Genomic DNA, 20,936 nt, shown 5'->3' on the forward strand with positions numbered 1-20,936 from the left:
TACCCTTCTCCGCGTGGAAGCCGCCCTCCTGTACGTCCTCGGCATCGTGGTGGTGCTGATCGGCGTCATCGTCTCGATCGGTCTCCACGAGATCGGTCACCTCGTGCCTGCCAAGCTCTTCGGCGTGCGGGTCGGTCAGTACATGATCGGCTTCGGCCGCACCCTGTTCTCCTTCCGGCGCGGCGAGACGGAGTACGGCCTCAAGGCGATCCCGCTCGGCGGTTACATCTCCATGGCAGGCATGTACCCGCCGGCGAAGGCCGGCGGCAAGGCGCGCACCGCGAGCACCGGGTTCTTCCAGACCCTGGTGCAGGACGCCCGCACCGCGAGCGCCGAGACCGTGCCGGAGGGCGAGGAGGCCCGCACCTTCTACCGGCTGCCCGTGCTCAAGCGCATCGTCGTGATGCTCGGCGGGCCGGTCATGAACCTGCTGATCGGCGTCGTGCTCTACGCCGTCGTGCTCTGCCTCTTCGGCATCCAGACCCCCTCCACGACGATCGGCAACGTGCAGGAGTGCGTGCTGCCAGCGACCAGCGAGCGCCAGACCTGCCAGAGCGGCGACACCGAGGCGCCCGGCAACGCGGCGGGTCTCCTGCCCGGCGACCGGATCGAGGCCATCGACGGCACGGCCATCACGTCCTGGAACCAGGCGACCGCCCTCATCCGCGAGTCCGCCGGAGACCCGCTCGAGTTCACGATCGTGCGCGAGGGCGAGACGACGGATGCCACGGTGACCCCGCTCCTCTCCGAGCGCTACGTCACCGACTCGTCCGGCGCCCTCGTCGAGGACGCCTCCGGCGCTCCCGTCACCCAGCAGGTCGGCTTCGTCGGGATCGGGCCGGCCTACGAGATCGTCCGCCAGCCCGCATCCGAGGTGCTGCCCGCCGTCGGCGACAACATCGTGCGCGTCGCCGGGATCGTGCTCACCCTTCCCGAGCGGCTCGTCGACATCGCGCAGGCCGCGTTCGGCACGGAGGAGCGCGACCCCGAGGGGCCGATGAGCATCGTCGGCGTCGGCCGCATCGCGGGGGAGATCACGAGCCTCGACACCATCCCGATCGTCGAGCGCATCTCCTACCTGCTGGGGCTCCTCGCGAGCCTCAACATCGCGCTGTTCGTCTTCAACCTCATCCCGCTGCTGCCGCTCGACGGCGGTCACGTCGCCGGCGCGGTGATCGAGGGCGTCCGCCGCTTCTTCGCGAAGCTCTTCCGCCGCCCCGACCCCGGCCCCGTCGACACGGCGAAGATCATCCCGATCACGTTCGCCGTCGTCCTCCTGTTCGGCGGCATGAGCCTGCTGCTCATCTACGCGGACATCGTGAACCCGGTCAGCATCCTCTGACGCCGCTCCGGGCGGTCGCGCCGTCCAGCGATCGCCCACCGCCCGGTCCTAAACTTCTCGGCGTGCCAGCAGTGAATCTCGGTATGCCGAAGGTCCCCGAAGTCCTGAGCCCCCGCCGCAAGTCGCGGCAGATCAAGGTGGGCAAGGTGCTCGTCGGCGGCGACGCCCCGGTGAGCGTGCAGTCGATGACCACGACGCCGACGCCGAACATCAACGCGACGCTGCAGCAGATCGCCGAGCTCACGGCCTCCGGATGCGACATCGTGCGCGTCGCCGTGCCGAGCCGCGACGACGCCGAGGCCCTTCCGATCATCGCGAAGAAGAGCCAGATCCCGGTGATCGCCGACATCCACTTCCAGCCGAACTACGTCTACGCGGCGATCGACGCCGGCTGCGCCGCCGTGCGCGTGAACCCCGGCAACATCCGAAAGTTCGACGACCAGGTCGGCGAGATCGCGCGCCGCGCCAAGGAGGCGGGCGTCTCGATCCGTATCGGCGTGAACGCCGGCTCCCTCGACCCGCGCCTGCTGCAGAAGTACGGCAAGGCCACCCCCGAGGCGCTCGTCGAGAGCGCCGTGTGGGAGGCGAGCCTGTTCGAGGAGCACGACTTCCACGACTTCAAGATCTCGGTCAAGCACAACGACCCGATCGTCATGGTGAAGGCGTACCGGCTGCTCGCCGAGCGCGGCGACTGGCCGCTGCACCTCGGCGTCACCGAGGCGGGCCCCGCGTTCCAGGGCACGATCAAGAGCGCGACGGCGTTCGGCATCCTGCTGTCGGAGGGCATCGGCGACACGATCCGCGTCTCGCTCTCCGCGCCGCCCGTCGAGGAGGTCAAGGTCGGCCTGCAGATCCTGCAGTCGCTCAACCTGCGCGAGCGCAAGCTCGAGATCGTCTCCTGCCCCTCGTGCGGTCGCGCCCAGGTCGACGTCTACTCGCTCGCCGAGAACGTCACCGAGGGCCTGCAGGGCATGAGCGTCCCGCTGCGCGTCGCCGTCATGGGCTGCGTCGTCAACGGTCCGGGTGAGGCCCGCGAGGCCGACCTCGGCGTGGCATCCGGCAACGGCAAGGGACAGATCTTCGTCAAGGGCGAGGTGATCAAGACCGTGCCGGAGTCGGAGATCGTCGAGACGCTGATCGCCGAGGCGAACCGCCTCGCCGCCGAGATGCCGGCGGGCGCCACCGGCACGCCTCAGGTCGTCACCGCCTAGCAGGCCCGTGTTCCGCAGTCTCGTCGCGATCGGCGACAGCTTCACCGAGGGCGTCGGCGACGTGCTGCCCGACGGCTCGGAGCGGGGCTGGGCCGACCTCGTTGCGATCGGGCTCGCCCGGCACGCCGCTCCCGAGGAGTTCCGCTACGCGAACCTCGCGATCCGGGGCCGCAAGCTCGGCCCGATCGTCGAGGAGCAGGTCGACGCCGCGATCGCGCTCGGCGCCGATCTCGTGAGCATCAACGGCGGCGGCAACGACATCATGCGCCCGCGCATCGACATGGCAGCGGTCGTCGACCGGCTGCACGACGCCGTCGCCCGCATCGCCGACAGTGGCGCCCACGTGCTGCTGCTGAGCGGCGGAGACCCGTCCGCGCACCTGCCGATGGGCCGCATCATGTCGACCCGAGGCCGGCGGATGACCCGTGAGCTGCTGTCCCGCGACCTGCCCGCCGCCGTCACGGTCGTCGACAACTTCGGCGACGAGGGCCTGCGCGACATCCGCTACTGGTCCGAGGACCTGCTGCACCTCGGTCCCGCCGGGCACGCCCGCGTCGCCGCCAACGTGCTGCGAGCGCTCGACGTTCCGGTGCCGCCGGAGTGGGGCGTCGACGAGGTCGCCGCCGCCGCGCCCGGCGCCCCGGCCAGACGCACGGCGGGCTACTACCGGGAGTACGTGCTGCCGTGGCTCGGCCGCCGGCTCAGCGGCCGCTCGTCCGGCGACGGACGCACGCCCAAGCGGCCGACGCTCGAACCCGTCGTGCTCGCCTGAGCGTCAGAACACCTGCTTGAGGTTGGCGCGCGCGAGGTCGATCAGCTCCCGCCCGTTGCCGGCGAGCACCGTGCGCAGCGCGTAGAGCGCGAACCCCTTCGCCTGCTCCGCGGTGATGCTCGGCGGCAGAGAGAGCTCCTGCGGTTCGACCACGACGTCGACCACCGCGGGACCGTCGTGGGCGAGCGCGCGCTCGAGCGCGGGCCGCAGCTCCTCGGAGCGCTCGACCCGCTCGCCGTGCAGTCCCATCGCCGTCGCGATCGCCGCGAAGTCCGTGGCGTCGAGCGCCGTGGCATGGGTCACGAACCCGGCCGCCTTCATCTCCAGGTCGACGAACGCGAGCGAGGAGTTGTTGTAGACCACGACCTTCACCGGCAACCGGTTGTGCCGCAGCGTCAGCAGCTCGCCGAGCAGCATCGCGAGTCCGCCGTCGCCCGCCATGGCGATGACCTGCCGGCCCCGGTCGGCGGCCTGCACTCCCGCCGCGAGCGGCGTGGCGGCGGCCATCGTGCCGTGCCAGAACGAGCCGAGCATCCGGCGTCGCCCGTTCATCGTCAGGTAGCGGCACCCCCAGATCACCGGCGTACCGACGTCGGGCAGGAAGACCGCGTCGTCGGATGCCACCTCGTCGAGCACCCGCGTGAGGTGCTCCGGCCGCAGCGCGCCGCGCCGGGTCGGCTCCGTCAGCTCGTCGAGGCCTCGGCGGGTGCGGCGGTAGTGCTCGAGCGCGTCGTCGAGGTGGTCGCGGGAGCGGTCGCCCTCGAGGAGGGGGAGGAGCGCCGTGAGCGTCTCCTTCGTCGTGCCGACCAGTCCGACCTCGACGGGCACCCGTCGCCCGATGTGCTCGCCGCGCACGTCGAGCTGCACGACGGCGGCGTGCTCCGGATAGAACTGCACATAGGGCAGGTCGCTGCTGACGACGAGCAGCACGTCGCAGCGCTCCATGGCCCGGTACCCGGAGGCGAAGCCGAGCAGCCCGGTCATGCCGACGTCGAACGGGTTGTCGTACTCGACGAACTCCTTGCCGCGCAGCGCGTGCACGACCGGGGCGGCGAGCCGGTCGGCGGTCGCGACGAGTTCGTCGTGGGCTCCCTCCACGCCGGCGCCGGCGAGGATCGTGACGCGCGACGCCCGGTTGAGCACGGCCGCCGCCTCGCGCAGGTCCTCCTCCGCAGGCAGCACGGCGGAGCGGCTCGGCCGGATGCGGATGACCCGCTCGTCCGCCGCGGCGGCGAGGGCGACCTCGGGCGGCAGCACGACGACGGCGACGCCCCGCTTCTCGAGCGCCGTGCGGATCGCGATCTCGAACACGCGCGGCAGCTGCTCCGGCGTCGCCGCGAGCTCGCAGTACACGCTGCAGTCGCGGAAGAGGTCCGTCGGCTGCGTCTCCTGGAAGTACCCGGAGCCGAGCTCGCTCCCGGGAATGTGCGCCGCGATCGCGAGCACCGGCACCCGGCTGCGCTGCGCGTCGTAGAGACCGTTCACCAGGTGCGTGTTGCCGGGGCCGCTGCTGCCGGCGCACACCGCGAGCGCCCCGGTCACGGCCGCTTCGCCCGCCGCCGCGAATGCCGCGCCCTCCTCGTGGCGCACCGGCGTCCACTCGATAGAGGAGTTCCGGATCGCGTCGGTGACCCCGTTGAGCGAGTCGCCCGCGACACCCCATACCCGGCTCACGCCGTTCGCCTCGAGCAACGCCACCAGGTTCTCCGCCACCGTCGTCATACCCGCCATGCTGGGGGCGGCGGCTGAGCGGAACCGGTGACGGCGGAGGCATCCGGCCCGCTCAGTAGGATTGCGGGGTGTCAACGCGCCTGTCCCAGCTCTTCGTCCGCACGCTGCGCGAGGACCCGTCCGACGCCGAGGTGACGAGCCACCGGCTCCTCGTGCGCGCCGGGTACATCCGCCGCCAGGCGCCGGGGGTCTTCGCCTGGCTGCCGCTCGGGCTGCGCGTGCGCGCCAAGGTCGAGCGGATCATCCGCCAGGAGATGGAGCGCGCGGGCGCGCAGGAGGTGCTGTTCCCCGCGCTGCTGCCGCGTGAGCCCTACGAGGCGACCGGCCGGTGGACCGAGTACGGCGACGGCATCTTCCGGCTCAAGGACCGCAAGGGCGCCGACTACCTGCTCGCGCCCACGCACGAGGAGGTCTTCACCCTCCTCGTCAAGGACCTGTACTCCTCGTACAAGGACCTGCCTCTCACGATCTTCCAGATCCAGGACAAGTACCGCGACGAGGCGCGACCCCGCGCGGGCCTGCTGCGCGGCCGCGAGTTCACGATGAAGGACGCGTACTCCTTCGACCACACGGACGAGGGTCTCGACCGGAGCTACCAGGCGCAGCGCGACGCCTACGAGCGCATCTTCGCCCGCCTCGGTCTCGAGTACGTCATCGTGCAGGCGGATGCCGGTGCGATGGGCGGCTCGCGCAGCGAGGAGTTCCTGCACCCCACCCCCGTCGGCGAGGACACGTTCGTGCGCTCGGCCGGCGGCTACGCCGCGAACGTCGAGGCGTACACGACGCAGATCCCCGAGCCCGTCGACGCGACGGGCGCCCCCGCGCCGACCGTCTTCGACAGCCCCGGCACCCCCACGATCGCGACCCTCGTCGAGCTGCTCAACGCGGAGTACCCGCGCGAGGACCGCCCCTGGCAGGCATCCGACACCCTCAAGAACGTCGTGCTCGCGCTCACCCACCTCGACGGGCGCCGCGAGCTCGTCGTCGTCGGCGTGCCCGGCGACCGCGAGGTCGACATGAAGCGCGTCGAGGTCGCCTTCGCCCCCGCCGAGGTCGAGCCCGCCACCGAGGAGGACTTCGACAAGGTCGCCGACCTCGTCAAGGGCTACATCGGGCCGTGGTCTGCGCTTGGGCCCGTGCTCGGCGAGGACTCCGCGACCGACATCCGGTTCCTCCTCGACCCCCGCATCGTCGACGGCACCGCGTGGGTCACCGGCGCGAACGAGCACGAGAAGCACGTCTTCGGTCTCGTGGCGGGTCGCGACTTCACGGGCGACGGCTTCATCGAGGCCGCCGAGGTGCGCGAGGGCGACCCCGCGCCCGACGGCTCCGGCCCCATCGAGACCGCCCGCGGCATGGAGATCGGCCACGTCTTCCAGCTCGGCCGCAAGTACGCCGAGGCCCTCGGCCTCAAGGTGCTCGACGAGAACGGCAAGCTCGTCACCGTCACGATGGGCTCGTACGGCATCGGCGTCACCCGCGTGCTCGCGATCATCGCCGAGACGAACAACGACGAGAAGGGCCTCATCTGGCCCCGCGAGGTCTCGCCCTTCGACGTGCACGTCATCGCCACCGGCAAGGACGAGGCGGTGTTCTCGTCGGCCGCGTTCCTCGTCGACCAGCTCGACGCCCACGGGCTCGACGTGCTCTACGACGACCGGCCGAAGGTCTCGCCCGGCGTGAAGTTCGGCGACGCGGAGCTGCTCGGGGTGCCGACGATCGTCATCGTCGGTCGCGGCGTCGCCGACGGCGTCGTCGAGCTGTGGGACCGTCGTTCGGGCGAGCGCACCCAGGTGCCGCTCACCGAGATCGCCGACCGCGTGCGCGCCGACCTCAGCGCCTCCGCCTGATGCCGTGACGGAGCCGGTAGGCGTGGTCGCGCACCTCACCGACCGGTTCTTCGCGCGCCACCTCGCCCCCGACGGCCGCGTCGTGCGGCACGACCAGCGCGGCGACACGGTCAGCGAGGGGCAGGCGTACGCCCTCTTGCTCGCGGTCGCGACCGCCGACGAGCGCCGCACCGAGCTCGTCTGGCAGTGGACCAGGCTGCACCTGCAGCGGACTGACGCCCTCCTGTCGTGGCACTGGGCCGGCGCCGTGACGGATGCCGAGCCCGCGAGCGACGCCGACCTCGACGCCGCCCGCGCGCTCGTGCTCGCGGGGGAGAGGTTCGGCCGCGACGACCTCTGCGACGACGGCCTCGCCCTCGCCGCCGCCGTGCTCGACGGGCTCACGATGCCGACGGATGCCGGGCGCGTGCTGCTGCCGGGCACCTGGGCGCGCCGCCCGCGCGGTCCCGTTCCGTACAACCCCAGCTACGCCTCGCCCGCCGCCTACGCCGTGCTCGGCCGCGCGTCCGGCGACCCGCGGTGGGCCGAGCTCGCCGCGGGATCGGCCGCCGTCGCCGAGCGACTCCTCGACTCGCCGCTGCCTCCCGACTGGGCGCTCGTGCACCCCGACGGGCGTGCCGAACCGGCGGCCGAGCCCGGGCCCGGCATCCGCTACTCCTACGACGCCGCGCGGCTGCCGATCCGGCATGCGGAGTCACCGGCCGCCGCCGACCGAGCCAGGGCCGCGTCGCTGCTGCCCGCACTCGGGAGCGGATCCGCGCTGCCGATGGTGCTCGCGCTGGACGGCACGCCGCTCTCCGACGAACAGCACCCGCTCGGGTACATCGCACGCGCCGCGGCACTCGGCGCCGCCGGGCGCGAAGCCGACGCGGCCGCGGATCTCCGCCGCGCGCTCGACCTGGGGGTGCGGTACCCGGGCTACTACGGCGACGCGTGGCTCGCGCTCGGCGCGGCGCTGCTCACCACGGACACCCTCGGCGGCCACCCGGTGCTCGACCCCTCGTCACTGCCGGGCTGATGGTCGTTCCTGCCCCGTTCCCAGGCAACCCCAGGATCGCGGCGAGCCGACCGGGTTACATAGAAGGTCAGTCGGGCGTTCCGGAAAGCAGGTGAGCATGCCGCACTGCCTCGTCGTCATCCCCACGTACAACGAGCGCGAGAACATCACGCCGATCGTCGAGCGCGTGCTCGCGCTGCCGGTCGACGCGCACGTGCTCGTCGTCGACGACAACTCGCCCGACGGAACCGGAGACCTCGCCGACGCCCTCGCCGCCCGGCATCCGGAGGTGCACGTGCTGCACCGCAGCGAGAAGAACGGACTCGGCGGGGCGTACCGGGCGGGCTTCGCCTGGGGTCTCGAGCGCGACTACTTTGCGATCGTCGAACTCGACGCCGACGGCTCGCACCACCCGGAGGACCTGCCCCGGATGCTCGGGCTGCTCGAGGAGCACGACCTCGTGCTCGGCAGCCGCTGGGTGCCCGGCGGCCGGGTCGAGAACTGGCCGCTGCGCCGCGAGCTGCTGAGCCGCGGCGGCAACACCTACACCCGGATCGCGCTCGGCATCGACGTGCGCGACGCGACCGGCGGCTATCGCGTCTTCCGCGCGAGCGCGCTGCGCACGATCGAGCTCGAGACGGTGGCGAGCCAGGGCTACTGCTTCCAGGTGGACCTGCTGTGGCGCGCGCTGGAGCGCGGGCTGCGGGTCGCCGAGACGCCCATCACGTTCACGGAGCGGGTCGTCGGCGAGTCGAAGATGAGCACCGACATCGTCGTGGAGTCGCTCGCCCGCGTCACGGGCTGGGGCCTCTCGCGCCGCATGCGCGCGATGGGCGAGCGGATGCTGCACGGCCGGCGCCTCCCGTCGGTGCGCGAGGGCTACCACCTGGCGCTTCCGCAGCGCTGACGCTCCGCTCCTGGGAAAGCCTCGACCACCGATCCTCCGGTCGGCCTGATCCTCCGATCGGCCTGAGAGCCGCAGCCGACCCTGTTTGGGTCCGGCGGCCTGCGGGCACGACGCAAGGGACAGCCGCTCCTCGGAAGGATCGCCATGCCCTCCCGTCCCGCCGCCGCCGGAGCCGCCCTCGCGCTGGGCGCCCTGCTCGCCGCCCTCGTGCCCGCCCCGGCCGCCGCGGTCGAGGAGGGCGGACTGCTGCGCCTGGCGCACCTCTCGCCCGACACCGCCGAGGTCGACGTCGTCGTCGCCGCCGACGCGGGCGGGTCGTTCGAGCTGACGGATGTCGGGTACGGCGTCGTCTCCGCGTACCAGGAGCTCGAGCCCGGCGGCTACACGATCAGCATGATCCCGGCGGGTACCGACCCCGCGTCGGCGCCGCCCGTGATCAGCGCCGCGATCGACGTCACGGCGGGCCGCGCGCTGACCGTCGCCGCCTACGGCCCGAACGACGCACTGCAGGCGTCGGTCTTCGAGGACGACCTCACCCCGCCCGCTGAGGGACAGGCCCGCGTGCGCGTGCTGCAGGCGTCGACGGTGTCCGACCCGGTGACCGTGCGCACCACGGCCGGCGAGGTGCTGGCCGAACAGGCGGACACGGGCGAGGCATCCGGCTACGCGGCCCTCCCGGCGGGCACCAGGACCGTCGAACTCTCCGGCAGCGGCGGCGCGAGCGCGAGCGCGGACGTCGATCTCGCCGCGGGCACCGTCTCCACCCTGCTCGTGCTCGACACCGCCGACGGCGGCCTCACCGCGACCGCGGTGGTCGACAGCGCCGCGACCGCGCAGCGACCGATCGGCGGCGTCGACACCGGCGGCGGCTGGCTCGCCCAGGCGGAGTCCGCGCCGTCGCTCGCGGTGCCGCGCGGCGCCCTCCTCGCGGTGTAGGCGTGAGTAACCACGTTCGACGGCGCGGCCGGCACGCCGCCCCCCGGCAGGCGCTGCCCCCGCGCACCCAGACCGCCCTCGTCGCGGGGCCGGCCGGCTCCGCGGCCGCGCTCCTCATGGGGCTCCTGCTTGCGCCTCCCGGCGCGCAGCAGCCCGAGGACCGCGTCGTCGCGGCGCCGGCGGTGGCCGCGATCTCCACGGCGGCCGCCGGACGGCTGCAGGACCCGCGGCCCGCGGCATCCGCGCCCTCCGCTCCCGTCCGAGTCGAGATCCCCGCGGTCGGCGTCGCCAGCGACCTCGACGAGCTCGGCCTGGGGCAGGACGGCCGCCTGCAGGCGCCCGCCCGCTTCGAGGCCGCGGGGTGGTACTCCGGCGGCGTCATGCCGGGCCAGGTCGGCCCGGCCATCGTCGCCGGGCACGTCGACTCCGCGACCGCGCCGGCGGTGTTCGCGCGGCTCGGCGAACTCAGTAGCGGAGACGTGATCGAGGTGACGACGGAGGCGGGGGAGCGGCTCGAGTTCGAGGTCTACGAGAGCTCGCGGAGCGCGAAGGCGGACTTCCCGACGGATGACGTGTACGGCGCGACGGCCGCTCCGGAACTGCGCCTGATCACGTGCGACGGCGCGTTCGACGCGGCGAGCGGGCACTACACCGACAACCTCGTCGTGTTCGCGCGGCTCGTGCGGCAGGTGGATGCCGGATGAGCGGAGCGCCCTCATCGACTATCCTGAATCTCTGCCCGCGCACGTCCGGCGGGCATCAGATCTGAATAGTGGAGGCCCTCGGTGGACATCGACCTGAGCGTGCTGCGCCTCATGGAGCGCGAGCGGGAGATCCCGTTCGACGAGCTCGTGAGGATCATCGAGCAAGCGATCCTGACCGCCTACCTCAAGCACACGGCTGAGAACGCGGGGACCTCCGATGCGGAGCCCAAGCGCGCCCGTGTGGAGCTCGACCGCAAGACCGGTCACGTGACCGTCTACGTCGCCGAGGTGGACGAGAACGGCGACGTCATCGGCGAAGCCGTCGACAGCCCCAGCGGCTTCGGCCGCATCGCCGCGTTCGCCGCCAAGCAGGTGATCAACCAGCGGCTCCGCGACATCGGCGACGACCGCATCCTCGGCGAGTTCCGCGGCCGCGAGGGCGACATCGTCGCCGGCGTCATCCAGCAGGGGCCGAACCCCAAGATGGTGCACGTCGACCTCGGCACGATCGAGGCGATCCTGCCGCCCGAGGAGCAGGTGCCCGGCGAGGAGTACCGCCACGGCTCGCGCATCCGCGTGTACGTCACGAGCGTCTCGAAGGGCATGAAGGGCCCGTCGATCACGGTCTCGCGCACTCATCCGTCGCTCGTGCGCAAGCTCTTCGCGCTCGAGGTGCCGGAGATCGCGAACGGCGTCGTCGAGATCGCCTCGCTCGCCCGCGAGGCCGGCCACCGCACGAAGATCGCCGTGCGCGCGAAGGAGCCGGGCGTCAACGCCAAGGGCGCCTGCATCGGCGAACTGGGCCAGCGCGTCCGAGCGGTGACGGCGGAGCTGAACAACGAGAAGATCGACATCGTCGACTTCTCCGAGGACCTCCCGACCTTCGTCGCGAACGCCCTCTCGCCCGCCAAGGTCACCCGCGCCTACGTCGTCGACGAGTCGCTGCGCGCCGTGCGCGCGCTCGTGCCCGACTACCAGCTGTCGCTCGCGATCGGCAAGGAGGGCCAGAACGCCCGCCTCGCCGCGAAGCTGACGGGCGCGAGGATCGACATCCAGCCGGATTCGACGCAGGAGTAGTTGAAACTCCGTCGCGCGGCATCCGCCCGTCGGGTGGAGCCGGACGGGAATAGGGGTACCATGGAGCCCGTTAGAACTTGCGTGGGCTGTCGCCTGCGCGCCTCCCGCTCCGAACTCCTTCGAGTCGTGGCGCAGGACTCGGAAGTCGTGATCGACGATCGTGCGACCATGCCGGGCCGTGGCGCGTGGTTGCATCCTTCACCCGAGTGCTTCACCCTCGCGATCCAGCGCAAGGCCTTCGGGCGGAGCCTGAGGATCGCGAATCTCTCGACAGCTGACCTACAGAACAGGCTGAACGGCAAATGGACAACTGATGAGCGGCTCGAAATGAGACCCGTCAACGACTAGGCGTCTGCTCCTGACTCGGAGTAGGCCCGAGACAGGAGAAATCTGTGGCTAAACCACGCGTGCACGAGATCGCGAGCGAGCTCGGCATCGACAGCAAGAAGGCCCTTGAGAAGCTCAAGGAGATGGGGCAGTTCGTCAAGGGACCGTCGTCCTCGATCGAACCCCCCGTGGCGCGGCGCCTGAAGGCCGCGCTCGAGGCCGAGGGCATCGCTGCGCCCGCCAAGCCCGCGGCTCCCGCCGCGCCGAAGGCCAAGGCTCCGACCCCCGCGTCGGCCCGTCCGACCCCGCCCGCTCCGGCCAAGCCCGCCGCGGCTGCGCCGGCGCCGGCCCCTGAGGCGCCCGCCGCTCCTGCGGCTCCCGCGCGTCAGACCCCCGCCCGTCCCGCCGCGTCGACCCCCGCCGCTCCGGCCCAGCCGCAGCAGCAGCGTCCCGCCGCCGGTGGCGACGGCCCGCGTCCGGGCGCCCCGCGTCCGGCTGCGCCGACCCCGGGCGACGCCGCGTCGAACATCCCGCGTCCCTCCGCGATCCCGCGTCCGGGTCAGCCCCGTCCGGGCAACAACCCCTACGCGTCGTCGCAGGGCATGGGTCGTCCGCGTCCCGGCAACAACCCCTTCGCCTCGCAGCAGGGCATGGGCCAGCGCCCGACCCCGAACGCGATCCCGCGTCCTCCGCGTCCCGGCTCGCCGCGTCCCGGCCAGCCCGCTGCGGCGGGCACCGGTCGTCCCGGCGGCCCCGGTCGTCCCGGTGGCGCCGGTCGTCCCGGCGGTCCCGGTCGTCCGGGTGGTGCCGGTGCCGGTACGGGCACCGCTGGTGGCTTCCAGCGTCCCGGTGGCGGCTTCGGCGGCCCGCGTCCCGCGGGTGGCGGCGGTCGTGGCCGTGGTCCCGGTGGTGGCACCGCCGGTGCGTTCGGTCGTGGTGGCGGCAAGAGCCGCGCCCGCAAGTCGAAGCGTACGAAGCGGCAGGAGTTCGAGCTCCGCGAAGCCCCGTCGCTGGGCGGCGTCAGCGTCCCCCGCGGCGACGGCAACACCGTCGTCCGCCTGCGTCGCGGCGCGTCCATCACGGACTTCGCCGACAAGATCGAGTCGATGACGGGCGTCAGCGTGCAGCCCGGAAACCTCGTCACGGTGCTCTTCCACCTCGGCGAGATGGCGACCGCGACCGAGTCGCTCGACGAGGCCACCTTCGAGGTGCTCGGCGACGAGCTCGGCTACAAGGTGCAGATCGTCTCGCCCGAGGACGAGGACAAGGAGCTCCTGGAGGGCTTCGACATCGACCTCGACGCCGAGCTCGAGGACGAGGACGACGCCGACCTCATGGCGCGTCCGCCGGTCGTGACCGTCATGGGTCACGTCGACCACGGTAAGACGAAGCTCCTCGACGCGATCCGCAACGCGAACGTCGTCGCGGGCGAGGCCGGTGGCATCACCCAGCACATCGGTGCGTACCAGGTGAGCACCGAGCACGAGGGCATCGAGCGCGCCATCACCTTCATCGACACCCCCGGTCACGAGGCGTTCACCGCCATGCGTGCCCGTGGTGCCCAGGTCACCGACATCGCGATCCTCGTGGTCGCGGCCGACGACGGCATCATGCCGCAGACGGTCGAGGCCCTGAACCACGCGCAGTCGGCCGGCGTGCCGATCGTCGTCGCGGTCAACAAGGTCGACAAGGAGGGGGCGAACCCCGCCAAGGTGCGTCAGCAGCTCACCGAGTTCGGCCTCATCGCCGAGGAGTACGGCGGCGACACGATGTTCGTCAACGTCTCCGCGCTCAAGGGCAGCGGTATCGACGACCTGCTCGACGCGGTGCTGCTCACCGCCGACGCCGGTCTCGACCTGCGCGCGAACCCGGACAAGGACGCGCGCGGTGTCGCCATCGAGGCGAAGCTCGACAAGGGCCGCGGTGCCGTCGCGACGGTGCTCATCCAGTCCGGAACGCTCCGCGTCGGCGACGCGATCGTCGCGGGCACGGCCTACGGCCGCGTCCGGGCGATGATGGACGAGAACGGCAAGACCGTCACCGAGGCCGGGCCGTCGCGTCCGGTGCAGGTGCAGGGTCTGTCGACGGTGCCCCGCGCCGGCGACACCTTCCTCGTCACCGAGGAGGACCGCACCGCCCGTCAGATCGCCGAGAAGCGCGAGGCCGTCGAGCGCAACGCGTCGCTGGCCAAGGCCCGCAAGCGCATCAGCCTCGAGGACTTCACCCGTGCTCTCGAGGAGGGCAAGGTCGAGTCGCTCAACCTCATCATCAAGGGTGACGTCTCCGGTGCCGTCGAGGCGCTCGAGGAGTCGCTGCTCAAGATCGAGGTCGACGAGAGCGTCCAGCTGCGGATCATCCACCGCGGTGTCGGCGCGGTCACCGAGAGCGACGTCACGCTCGCCACGGTCGACAACGCCATCATCATCGGGTTCAACGTGCGACCGGACCAGAAGGCCCGCGAGCGCGCGAACCGCGAGGGTGTCGACATCCGGTTCTACTCGGTCATCTACTCGGCGCTCGAGGACATCGAGAACTCGCTCAAGGGCATGCTCAAGCCCGAGTTCGAAGAGGTCCAGTCGGGTGTCGCGGAGATCCGCGAGGTGTTCCGCTCCTCCAAGTTCGGCAACATCGCCGGTGTCTACGTGCGCAGCGGAACCATCACCCGCAACGCCAAGGCGCGGGTCATCCGCGAGGGCGTCGTCGTCGGCGACAACCTGGCGATCGAGTCGCTGCGTCGCTTCAAGGACGACGTCACCGAGGTGCGCACCGACTTCGAGGCCGGTATCGGACTCGGCAAGTTCAACGACATCCGTGTCGGTGACGAGATCGAGACGATCGAGCTGCGCGAGAAGCCGAGGGCGTAATGGCTGATCCGGCACGCGCTCGCAAGATCGCGGACCGCATCAAGGTGATCGTGGCGAAGGCGCTCGAGCGGGGGATCAAGGATCCCCGGCTCGGCTTCGTCACCATCACCGACGTGCGCGTCACCGGCGATCTCCAGCACGCGAGCATCTTCTACACCGTCTACGGCTCCGACGAGGAGCGCGCCGACACCGCGGCCGCGCTCACGGCGGCGACCGGCATGCTCCGCAAGGAGGTGGGCCGCAATCTTCAGATCCGGCTCACCCCGTCGCTGGAGTTCATCCCCGACGCGATCCCCGAGACCTCGGCGCGGCTCGAGCAGCTGCTCGCCGAGGCGCGGGAGCGCGACTCCGCATCCCAGGCCGCGGCCGCCGGCGCCCAGTACGCCGGCGACCCCGACCCCTACGTGAAGCCCCGTCAGTACGACGAGGACGACGAGGACTGATCCTCACGCCGCAGCGCCCGTCTCCACCCGGAGGCGGGCGCTTCGTCGTTTCCGCGGAGCTCTCCCGATCACGACCGGTCGGGCGTGGCGTCTGTAGGAGGGCGTGTGTGGACACGCCGCGGGCAGGCGCTCCCGCGCGGCGTGTCGCGGCTCGCGTCCTGCAGACGCCGCACGGTCAGCCGGATGTCCCGGTGTCCGAGTCCCGCGGCGGCCCTCCTGACCAACGGCCCGCGGCCCTCCGCCCGGACCCCCGGGATGCGCCGGCCCCACGCCGGCGTCTGGCGTCGAGCACGGCCGCGGCGACGGCGGCCGCCACGAGCAGCGCGAGCAGCGCCCACGCCCAGGCGGGCAGCGGGGTCGAGGCCGACACCGGCGCGGCATCCGGAGTCTCGGCGCCGTTCGCGGCGGGCGTCGGCGCGGCGGTCGGGGTGGTCACTGCGCTCGGCGTCGGCGACGGCACGGGCGTCGGGGTCGGCGTGAGGGAGGGCGTCGGCGACGGCGTCGGCGTGGGCGAGGGCACGACGGGAGGCGGCTCCGGCGACGGCACCACCGGAACGGGCGCGGCCTCGGGCTCGGGCGCGGGCGGCGCGACGCCACCGTGTCCGGGATACGCGGCGAACACCTGCACGCCCCAGGGGTGCCCGTTGACCACGACGTAGGCGACGCCGATGTCGGTGAAGTCGCCGAGCACGTTGGCACGGTGCCCGGGGGAGTTCATCCACGCGGTGTGCATCTCCGCCGCGTCGTCGTAGCCCTCGGCGACGTTCTCGCCCCAGCGCTGCCAGCCGCCGGGGATCTGGGTGCCCACGTCGGGGTTGTGGTACAGCCGGTTCTCCGCGGCCATCCGCTGCGCCCACGCGTTGGCGACGGCGTCGAGGTCGGGGTTGCGGGCGAGCCCGTTGAGCCCCTGCGCCCAGCGCTCCTGGTTGACGAGAGCGGCGATGTCGTCGCTCGGCGCGGCGGCCGCCGGGGCGACGCCGAGCGCGCCGACCAGCACGGCGACGAGCGCCGCCAGCAGCGGCGCGAGCCGTGCGCGGAACGACCGCGGCCGTTCCGTCCGGGTGCGAGTCCCCGTCGTCCTCACCCGTCCACGGTAACCCCGCGCGGGGCTGCCACGGCGTGTCCGCTGGGCTACTTCAGCAGCCGCGAGAGCACGCGGTCGGCGAGCGGCTTGCCGCCCGTCTGGCAGGTGGGGCAGTACTGCAGCGTCGAGTCGTGGAAGATCACCTGCCGCACCGTGTCACCGCACACCGGGCAGGCCTCGCCCGTGCGGCCGTGTACGCGCAGGCCCGACTTCTTCTCGCGCTTGAGCTCGCTCGCGGCGAGCCCCTCGGAGCGCGCGACCGCGTCGCGCAGCGTCGTCTGCATCGCCTCGAACAGCCGGTGCGTCTCCTCGGGTGTCATGGCGGCGGGCTTGAACGGCGACATCCGCGCGACGTGCAGGATCTCGTCGGAGTACGCGTTGCCGATGCCCGCGATGTTCGACTGGTTGCGCAGCACGCCCTTGATCTGCGCGCGCCCGCTGCGGGCGAGCAGCGCGGCGAAGTCCTCCTCGCTGTAGCCCTCGAGCGGGTCGGGTCCCAGCCGGGCGATTCCCTCGACCTCGCTCGGATCGCGTACGAGGTAGATCGCGAGGCTCTTCTTCGTGCCCGCCTCGGTGATGTCGAAGCCGTCGCCCTCGTCGAGCACGAGCCGCGCGGCGAGCGGCCCCTTGCCGGGACGGCCGGCGGATGCCGCGGGCGCGGTGTTGCGCCACTTGATCCAGCCCGCGCGGGCGAGGTGCACGACGAGGTGCAGGTCGTCGACGGCGAAGTCGAGGAACTTGCCGTGCCGGCGCACGTCGAGCACGCTCCCGCCGTCGAGCGCGCCGAGCGGGGGATCGAAGGTCTTCACCGCGGCGAACGACAGCGCCTGGAAGCGGGCGACCTGACGCCCGACCAGCCGCGACCGCAGGTCGGCGACGAGCGCGTGCACCTCTGGCAGCTCCGGCATACCGCCAGTCTGCCGCGAACCGCCGCGGGCCGCACGAGCGGGCTAGGGCAGCAGGTACCCGCCCTCGGCGGCGACCGCGAGCCCGTCGTGCAGCAGGGATCGCAGCGCGCGCTCGCGCTGCGCGTCATCCGGCCACACGCGCTCGAGCTCGGCGGCGGTGACGGGCACGTCGGCGGCGCGCAGCTCGGCGAGCAGCAGACCGCGCACCTGACGGTCGGAGCCCTCCCACGACTTCTGCTTCGGCGCCACGCGCCCCTCGTACGGCGGGTACCCGGCGAGCCGCCACGCGCAGCGGTCGGCGAGCGGGCAGCTGTCGCAGAGCGGCGTGCGCGCCACGCACACGATCGCGCCGAGTTCCATAACGGCCGCGTTGACGACCTTCGACTCGGCCTCGTCCGCGGGCAGCAGCGCCTCCATCGCTGCGAGGTCGCGGCGCGTCGACGGCGGACCCGCCTGCCCCTGACCGTCCACCGCGCGGGCGATCACGCGCCGCACGTTCGTGTCGACCACCGGATGCCGCTTGCCGAACGCGAACGCGGCGACCGCGCGCGCCGTGTAGTCGCCGACCCCGGGCAGGGCGAGCAGCGCGTCGACGTCGCTCGGCACCTCGCCGCCGTGCCGCTCGGTGATCGCGACGGCGGCGGCGTGCAGGTTGAGCGCGCGGCGCGGGTAGCCCAGCCGCTCCCACGCGCGGACCGCCTCGCCGGGCGGCGACGCGGCGAGCGCGGCGGGCGTCGGCCAGCGCTCGAGCCACTGCGCGAGCCGCGGGATGACGCGGGCGACGGGCGTCTGCTGCAGCATGATCTCGCTGACGAGGGTGCCCCAGGCGGGGAAGCCGGGCTCCCGCCACGGCAGCTCGCGCCCGTGCGCCCCGAACCACGCGGCGACGGGGCCGGCGATGTCGGGAGCGCCGTTCTCAGCCACCCCCGAATGCACCCGCCTAGCCTAGGTCGCATGGCTCGATGGGCTCCGCAGAAGCAGGACGTCATGGATCAGCTCGCAGAGGAGATCCTCCACAACTACGGCCACGGCAGGCCGGTCGTCGCGATCGAGGGGTTCGACCCTCAGGTCTCGGCCGCGTTCGCGGACGACCTCGCCGCGGCGATCACGGCGAAGGGGCACGCCGCGGGGCGTGAGACGCTGTCGATCGACGCGGAGCCCGACGCCGGCACCGTGCGCGACCAGCTGGCCCCGTTCAAGGCGGGCGAGTCGGTCGAGGGCGCCGACGCGGTGCTCGTGGTCGACGGCTCGTTCCTGCAGAACCAGGCGCTGCGGGGCATGTGGAGCTACTCCGCGTGGCTCGAGAACGAGGCGACGCGCCCCGACGAGAGCGCCGACGAGGCCCGCTACCGGGCGAGCGTCGACCCGTCGCGGCAGGCGACCGCGATCTACAGCGTCACCGACCCGGAGCACCCGCGCCGCATCTTCGCCGACTCCTGCTGACCGGCCGTCAGGGCAGGGGCACCCGGGCGAGCACCTCGCCGGGGGAGAGGAATGCACCGGTGCGCTCGACCTCGTGCACGAGCCCGACGATCGCGGCGGTCACGGGCGCCGGCACCCGTGCCTCGTCGCCGAGCGCGACGACCGCTCCGCCGAGCGCGTCGACCTCGGTCGGCCGTCCGCGGCGGATGCTCTGCAGCGTCGACGCCTCGTTCGGCACGTCGCCCATCCCGCGCGCCATCGCCCGGGGCACATCGACGGCCTCCTCGAGCGGCGCCGCGACAAGCCTCCGGAGCACGGCGTCGTCCATCACCCCCATCGGCACGAAGCGGATGCCGCGGGCGATGCCGACCCTGGCCGCCTCGCGGATGCTCTCGGCGACGAGGCGCACGAGCCCCGGGTGCGCGTGCACCTGCTGCACGCTGAGTCCCGTCACGGCCGGCAGCGCGTTGACCTGATTGACCACGAGCTTGGTGAACTGCGCCGCCTCGAAGTCGTCCACGAGTTCGACCGGCACCGCGTCGCCGAGCAGCCGGGCGACGGATGCCGCGGCGCCCGGCAGTCGCGAGCCGAGGTAGGTCACGGCGGGGGCGGTCACCTCGACGAGTCCCGGCCCCGAGATCCGCGCCGCGAACATCGCGAGGCCGCCGACCACGGTCGCGCCCGGCAGCACCGGCTCCGACACGGTGAGGGCGCCGAGCCCGTTCTGCACGACGAGGAGCGGCACGCCGGAGAGCAGGGCGGCGTTGTCGCTCAGCGCGCCCGCGGCATCCGTCGCCTTCGTCGCGACGATCGCGAGCCGGGGCGCGCGCTCGAGAGCGGGGGAGGCCTGCACGCGCGCGACGTGCTCGCCCCAGCCGCCGGTGAGCCGCAGCCCGTCGACTCCGATCGCATCGAGGTGGGCGCCGCGCGCTGTCACGTCGACCTCGTGCCCGGCCCGGTCGAGCAGTGCCGCGAGGGTGCCGCCGACGGCGCCGGCCCCGAGCACGGCGATGCGGGTGGTCACGTCGCCCGAGTCTACGGAGGGCGGCGGCGGCGCGGTCGCGGCACTACAGTCGAGGGCGGCATGGACGAGCGCGCACCCTCCCCCGACGGCATCCTGCTCGTGGACAAGCCGGGCGGCATGACGAGCCACGACGTCGTCGCCCGGACGCGGCGCCTCGCCGGCACCCGCAAGGTCGGGCACGCCGGCACCCTCGACCCGATGGCGACGGGCCTGCTGCTGCTCGGCCTCAACACCTCGACCCGGTTGCTCACCTATCTCGTCGGGCTCGACAAGGAGTACACCGCGACCATCCGGCTCGGCGTCGCGACGACGACCGACGACGCGGAGGGCGAGGAGACGGAGCGGGCGACGTCTCCCGCTGTCGACGCCGTGACCGACGCCGACGTCGCCCGCGGCGTCGCCGCGCTCACCGGCGAGCTCGACCAGGTGCCCTCGAGCGTCAGCGCGATCAAGGTGCAGGGCAAGCGCGCGTACGCGCTCGTGCGCGGCGGCGAGGAGGTCGAGCTGCAGCCGCGCCGCGTCACCGTCGCGGCGTTCGAGGTGCTCGCGATCCGCCGCTCGCCCGGCACCCTCGACGTCGACGTGCGGGTGGAGTGCTCGAGCGGCACCTACATCCGCGCCCTCGCCCGCGACCTCGGCCGCGACCTCGGGGTCGGCGGCCACCTCACGGCCCTCCGCCGCACCCGCATCGGTCCCTTCGCCGTCACGGATGCCTCTCCGCTCGACACCCTCGATCCGCGCGCGACCACGACGCCCGCCGCCGACGTCGCCCGCGCGCTCTTCCCGGTGCTCGAACTGGACGCCGAGCGGACGGTCGACCTCGGGCACGGCAAGCGCATCGCCGCCGACGTCGACGCCGCCGGACCGGTCGCGGCGATCGCCCCGGACGGCCGGCTCGTCGGTCTCGTGGAGGTGCGCGGGGGGCGTGCGAAGACCCTCGTCAACTTCCCGTCGGGAGGAGCGTCGTGATCGAGTGGTTCACGACCGTGCAGGTCGTCGTCGCCGTCGCCGCCGGGCTGCTGTGCCTCGGGCTCGGGCTCGCGAAGCGCCGGCCCGACGACATCTCGCTCGGCTCGCTCGTGCTCGTCGAGGTGCTGCTCGTCGTGCAGCTCGTGATCGCGATCGTCGCGCCGTTCGTCGGCAACCCCGCCTCCGGCAACGTGCCGGAGTTCTACACCTACCTGATCTCCGCGCTCCTGATCCCGCCGGCCGCCGCGGTGTGGGCGCTCGTCGAGCGCACCCGGTGGAGCACCGTCGTGCTCGGGGTCGCCGCCCTCGCGATCGCGGTCATGGTGTACCGCATGAACGCGATCTGGCTGTACCAGACGGCTTAGACT

General features: G+C 72.7%; 20 protein-coding genes. 15 read left to right on the forward strand and 5 right to left on the reverse strand.

The genetic code is table 11. From position 1 onward, the window contains the following. The first annotated feature begins 13 nt into the window (after window positions 1-13). The 3 genes from JUB10_RS09660 (at window position 14) to JUB10_RS09670 (ending at window position 3,325) form a co-directional block, all read left to right on the forward strand. Complete coding sequence (locus JUB10_RS09660; RefSeq protein ID WP_207456166.1) at window positions 14-1,342, forward strand: M50 family metallopeptidase; 1,329 nt, start codon at window positions 14-16, stop codon at window positions 1,340-1,342. A 62-nt stretch (window positions 1,343-1,404) separates the two neighbouring features. Then, window positions 1,405-2,553, forward strand: a complete 1,149-nt coding sequence (gene ispG, locus JUB10_RS09665; RefSeq protein WP_207456174.1) for a flavodoxin-dependent (E)-4-hydroxy-3-methylbut-2-enyl-diphosphate synthase — start codon at window positions 1,405-1,407, stop codon at window positions 2,551-2,553. Window positions 2,554-2,560: 7 nt separating this feature from the next. Beyond that, a complete protein-coding gene (locus JUB10_RS09670; RefSeq protein WP_207456176.1) occupies window positions 2,561-3,325 on the forward strand; it encodes an SGNH/GDSL hydrolase family protein in 765 nt (254 codons plus the stop codon). Between the two features lie 3 nt (window positions 3,326-3,328). Here the strand turns inward: JUB10_RS09670 and poxB are convergent, their stop codons facing one another. Beyond that, entirely contained in the window at window positions 3,329-5,047 is a 1,719-nt protein-coding gene (gene poxB / locus JUB10_RS09675) for a ubiquinone-dependent pyruvate dehydrogenase (RefSeq protein ID WP_207456183.1), read from the reverse strand. Between the two features lie 77 nt (window positions 5,048-5,124). Here poxB and JUB10_RS09680 point away from each other — a divergent pair, with 77 nt between their 5' ends. The 9 genes from JUB10_RS09680 (at window position 5,125) to rbfA (ending at window position 15,161) form a co-directional block, all read left to right on the forward strand. Next, the gene (locus JUB10_RS09680) at window positions 5,125-6,906 is read left to right on the forward strand and encodes a proline--tRNA ligase (RefSeq protein WP_207456184.1); all 1,782 of its coding nucleotides are present in this window, start codon (window positions 5,125-5,127) and stop codon (window positions 6,904-6,906) included. A 4-nt stretch (window positions 6,907-6,910) separates the two neighbouring features. Further along, window positions 6,911-7,924, forward strand: coding sequence for a glycosyl hydrolase family 8 (locus JUB10_RS09685; RefSeq protein ID WP_207456193.1), 1,014 nt, complete (start codon window positions 6,911-6,913; stop codon window positions 7,922-7,924). 97 nt (window positions 7,925-8,021) lie between these two features. Next, window positions 8,022-8,810 carry a polyprenol monophosphomannose synthase gene (locus JUB10_RS09690; RefSeq protein WP_207456201.1) on the forward strand — a complete coding sequence of 263 codons (789 nt, stop codon included), beginning with the start codon at window positions 8,022-8,024 and terminating at the stop codon, window positions 8,808-8,810. A gap of 144 nt (window positions 8,811-8,954) precedes the next feature. Next, window positions 8,955-9,746 carry a DUF4397 domain-containing protein gene (locus JUB10_RS09695; RefSeq protein ID WP_207456208.1) on the forward strand — a complete coding sequence of 264 codons (792 nt, stop codon included), beginning with the start codon at window positions 8,955-8,957 and terminating at the stop codon, window positions 9,744-9,746. Between the two features lie 2 nt (window positions 9,747-9,748). Continuing rightward, on the forward strand, window positions 9,749-10,450 hold the full coding sequence (locus JUB10_RS09700) for a class F sortase (protein ID WP_207456209.1): 702 nt from the start codon (window positions 9,749-9,751) through the stop codon (window positions 10,448-10,450). A gap of 81 nt (window positions 10,451-10,531) precedes the next feature. Continuing rightward, window positions 10,532-11,527, forward strand: coding sequence for a transcription termination factor NusA (gene nusA / locus JUB10_RS09705; RefSeq protein ID WP_207456216.1), 996 nt, complete (start codon window positions 10,532-10,534; stop codon window positions 11,525-11,527). A 60-nt stretch (window positions 11,528-11,587) separates the two neighbouring features. After that, a complete protein-coding gene (locus tag JUB10_RS09710) occupies window positions 11,588-11,875 on the forward strand; it encodes a YlxR family protein (RefSeq protein ID WP_207456218.1) in 288 nt (95 codons plus the stop codon). Between the two features lie 44 nt (window positions 11,876-11,919). Next, on the forward strand, window positions 11,920-14,718 hold the full coding sequence (gene infB / locus JUB10_RS09715; RefSeq protein ID WP_207456220.1) for a translation initiation factor IF-2: 2,799 nt from the start codon (window positions 11,920-11,922) through the stop codon (window positions 14,716-14,718). After that, on the forward strand, window positions 14,718-15,161 hold the full coding sequence (gene rbfA, locus JUB10_RS09720; RefSeq protein WP_207456222.1) for a 30S ribosome-binding factor RbfA: 444 nt from the start codon (window positions 14,718-14,720) through the stop codon (window positions 15,159-15,161). The genes infB and rbfA overlap by 1 nt, the downstream gene beginning before the upstream one ends. A gap of 175 nt (window positions 15,162-15,336) precedes the next feature. Here the strand turns inward: rbfA and JUB10_RS09725 are convergent, their stop codons facing one another. The 3 genes from JUB10_RS09725 to JUB10_RS09735 are packed head-to-tail and all read right to left on the reverse strand — an operon-like array spanning window position 15,337 to window position 18,089. Beyond that, window positions 15,337-16,245 carry a CAP domain-containing protein gene (locus JUB10_RS09725; protein ID WP_207456224.1) on the reverse strand — a complete coding sequence of 303 codons (909 nt, stop codon included), beginning with the start codon at window positions 16,243-16,245 and terminating at the stop codon, window positions 15,337-15,339. Window positions 16,246-16,292: 47 nt separating this feature from the next. Continuing rightward, window positions 16,293-17,153: a DNA-formamidopyrimidine glycosylase family protein gene (locus JUB10_RS09730; protein ID WP_207456226.1), complete on the reverse strand. Its 861-nt coding sequence runs from the start codon at window positions 17,151-17,153 to the stop codon at window positions 16,293-16,295. Window positions 17,154-17,195: 42 nt separating this feature from the next. Beyond that, on the reverse strand, window positions 17,196-18,089 hold the full coding sequence (locus JUB10_RS09735) for an A/G-specific adenine glycosylase (RefSeq protein WP_307859179.1): 894 nt from the start codon (window positions 18,087-18,089) through the stop codon (window positions 17,196-17,198). 18 nt (window positions 18,090-18,107) lie between these two features. On the opposite strand from JUB10_RS09735, the gene JUB10_RS09740 reads away from it, so the two are divergent. Continuing rightward, window positions 18,108-18,596: a nucleoside/nucleotide kinase family protein gene (locus tag JUB10_RS09740; RefSeq protein WP_207456228.1), complete on the forward strand. Its 489-nt coding sequence runs from the start codon at window positions 18,108-18,110 to the stop codon at window positions 18,594-18,596. A gap of 7 nt (window positions 18,597-18,603) precedes the next feature. On the opposite strand, the gene JUB10_RS09745 is transcribed toward JUB10_RS09740, so the two are convergent. Beyond that, complete coding sequence (locus JUB10_RS09745) at window positions 18,604-19,599, reverse strand: ketopantoate reductase family protein (protein ID WP_207456230.1); 996 nt, start codon at window positions 19,597-19,599, stop codon at window positions 18,604-18,606. A gap of 60 nt (window positions 19,600-19,659) precedes the next feature. On the opposite strand from JUB10_RS09745, the gene truB reads away from it, so the two are divergent. Both truB and JUB10_RS09755 read left to right on the forward strand, forming a co-directional pair. Then, window positions 19,660-20,568, forward strand: a complete 909-nt coding sequence (gene truB, locus JUB10_RS09750; protein WP_207456232.1) for a tRNA pseudouridine(55) synthase TruB — start codon at window positions 19,660-19,662, stop codon at window positions 20,566-20,568. Continuing rightward, on the forward strand, window positions 20,565-20,933 hold the full coding sequence (locus JUB10_RS09755; protein WP_207456234.1) for a hypothetical protein: 369 nt from the start codon (window positions 20,565-20,567) through the stop codon (window positions 20,931-20,933). Before truB ends, JUB10_RS09755 begins: the two co-directional genes overlap by 4 nt. Window positions 20,934-20,936: the final 3 nt, after the last annotated feature.

It is taken from the genome of Desertivibrio insolitus, assembly GCF_017355965.1.
GTDB lineage: Bacteria > Actinomycetota > Actinomycetes > Actinomycetales > Microbacteriaceae > JAFIQW01.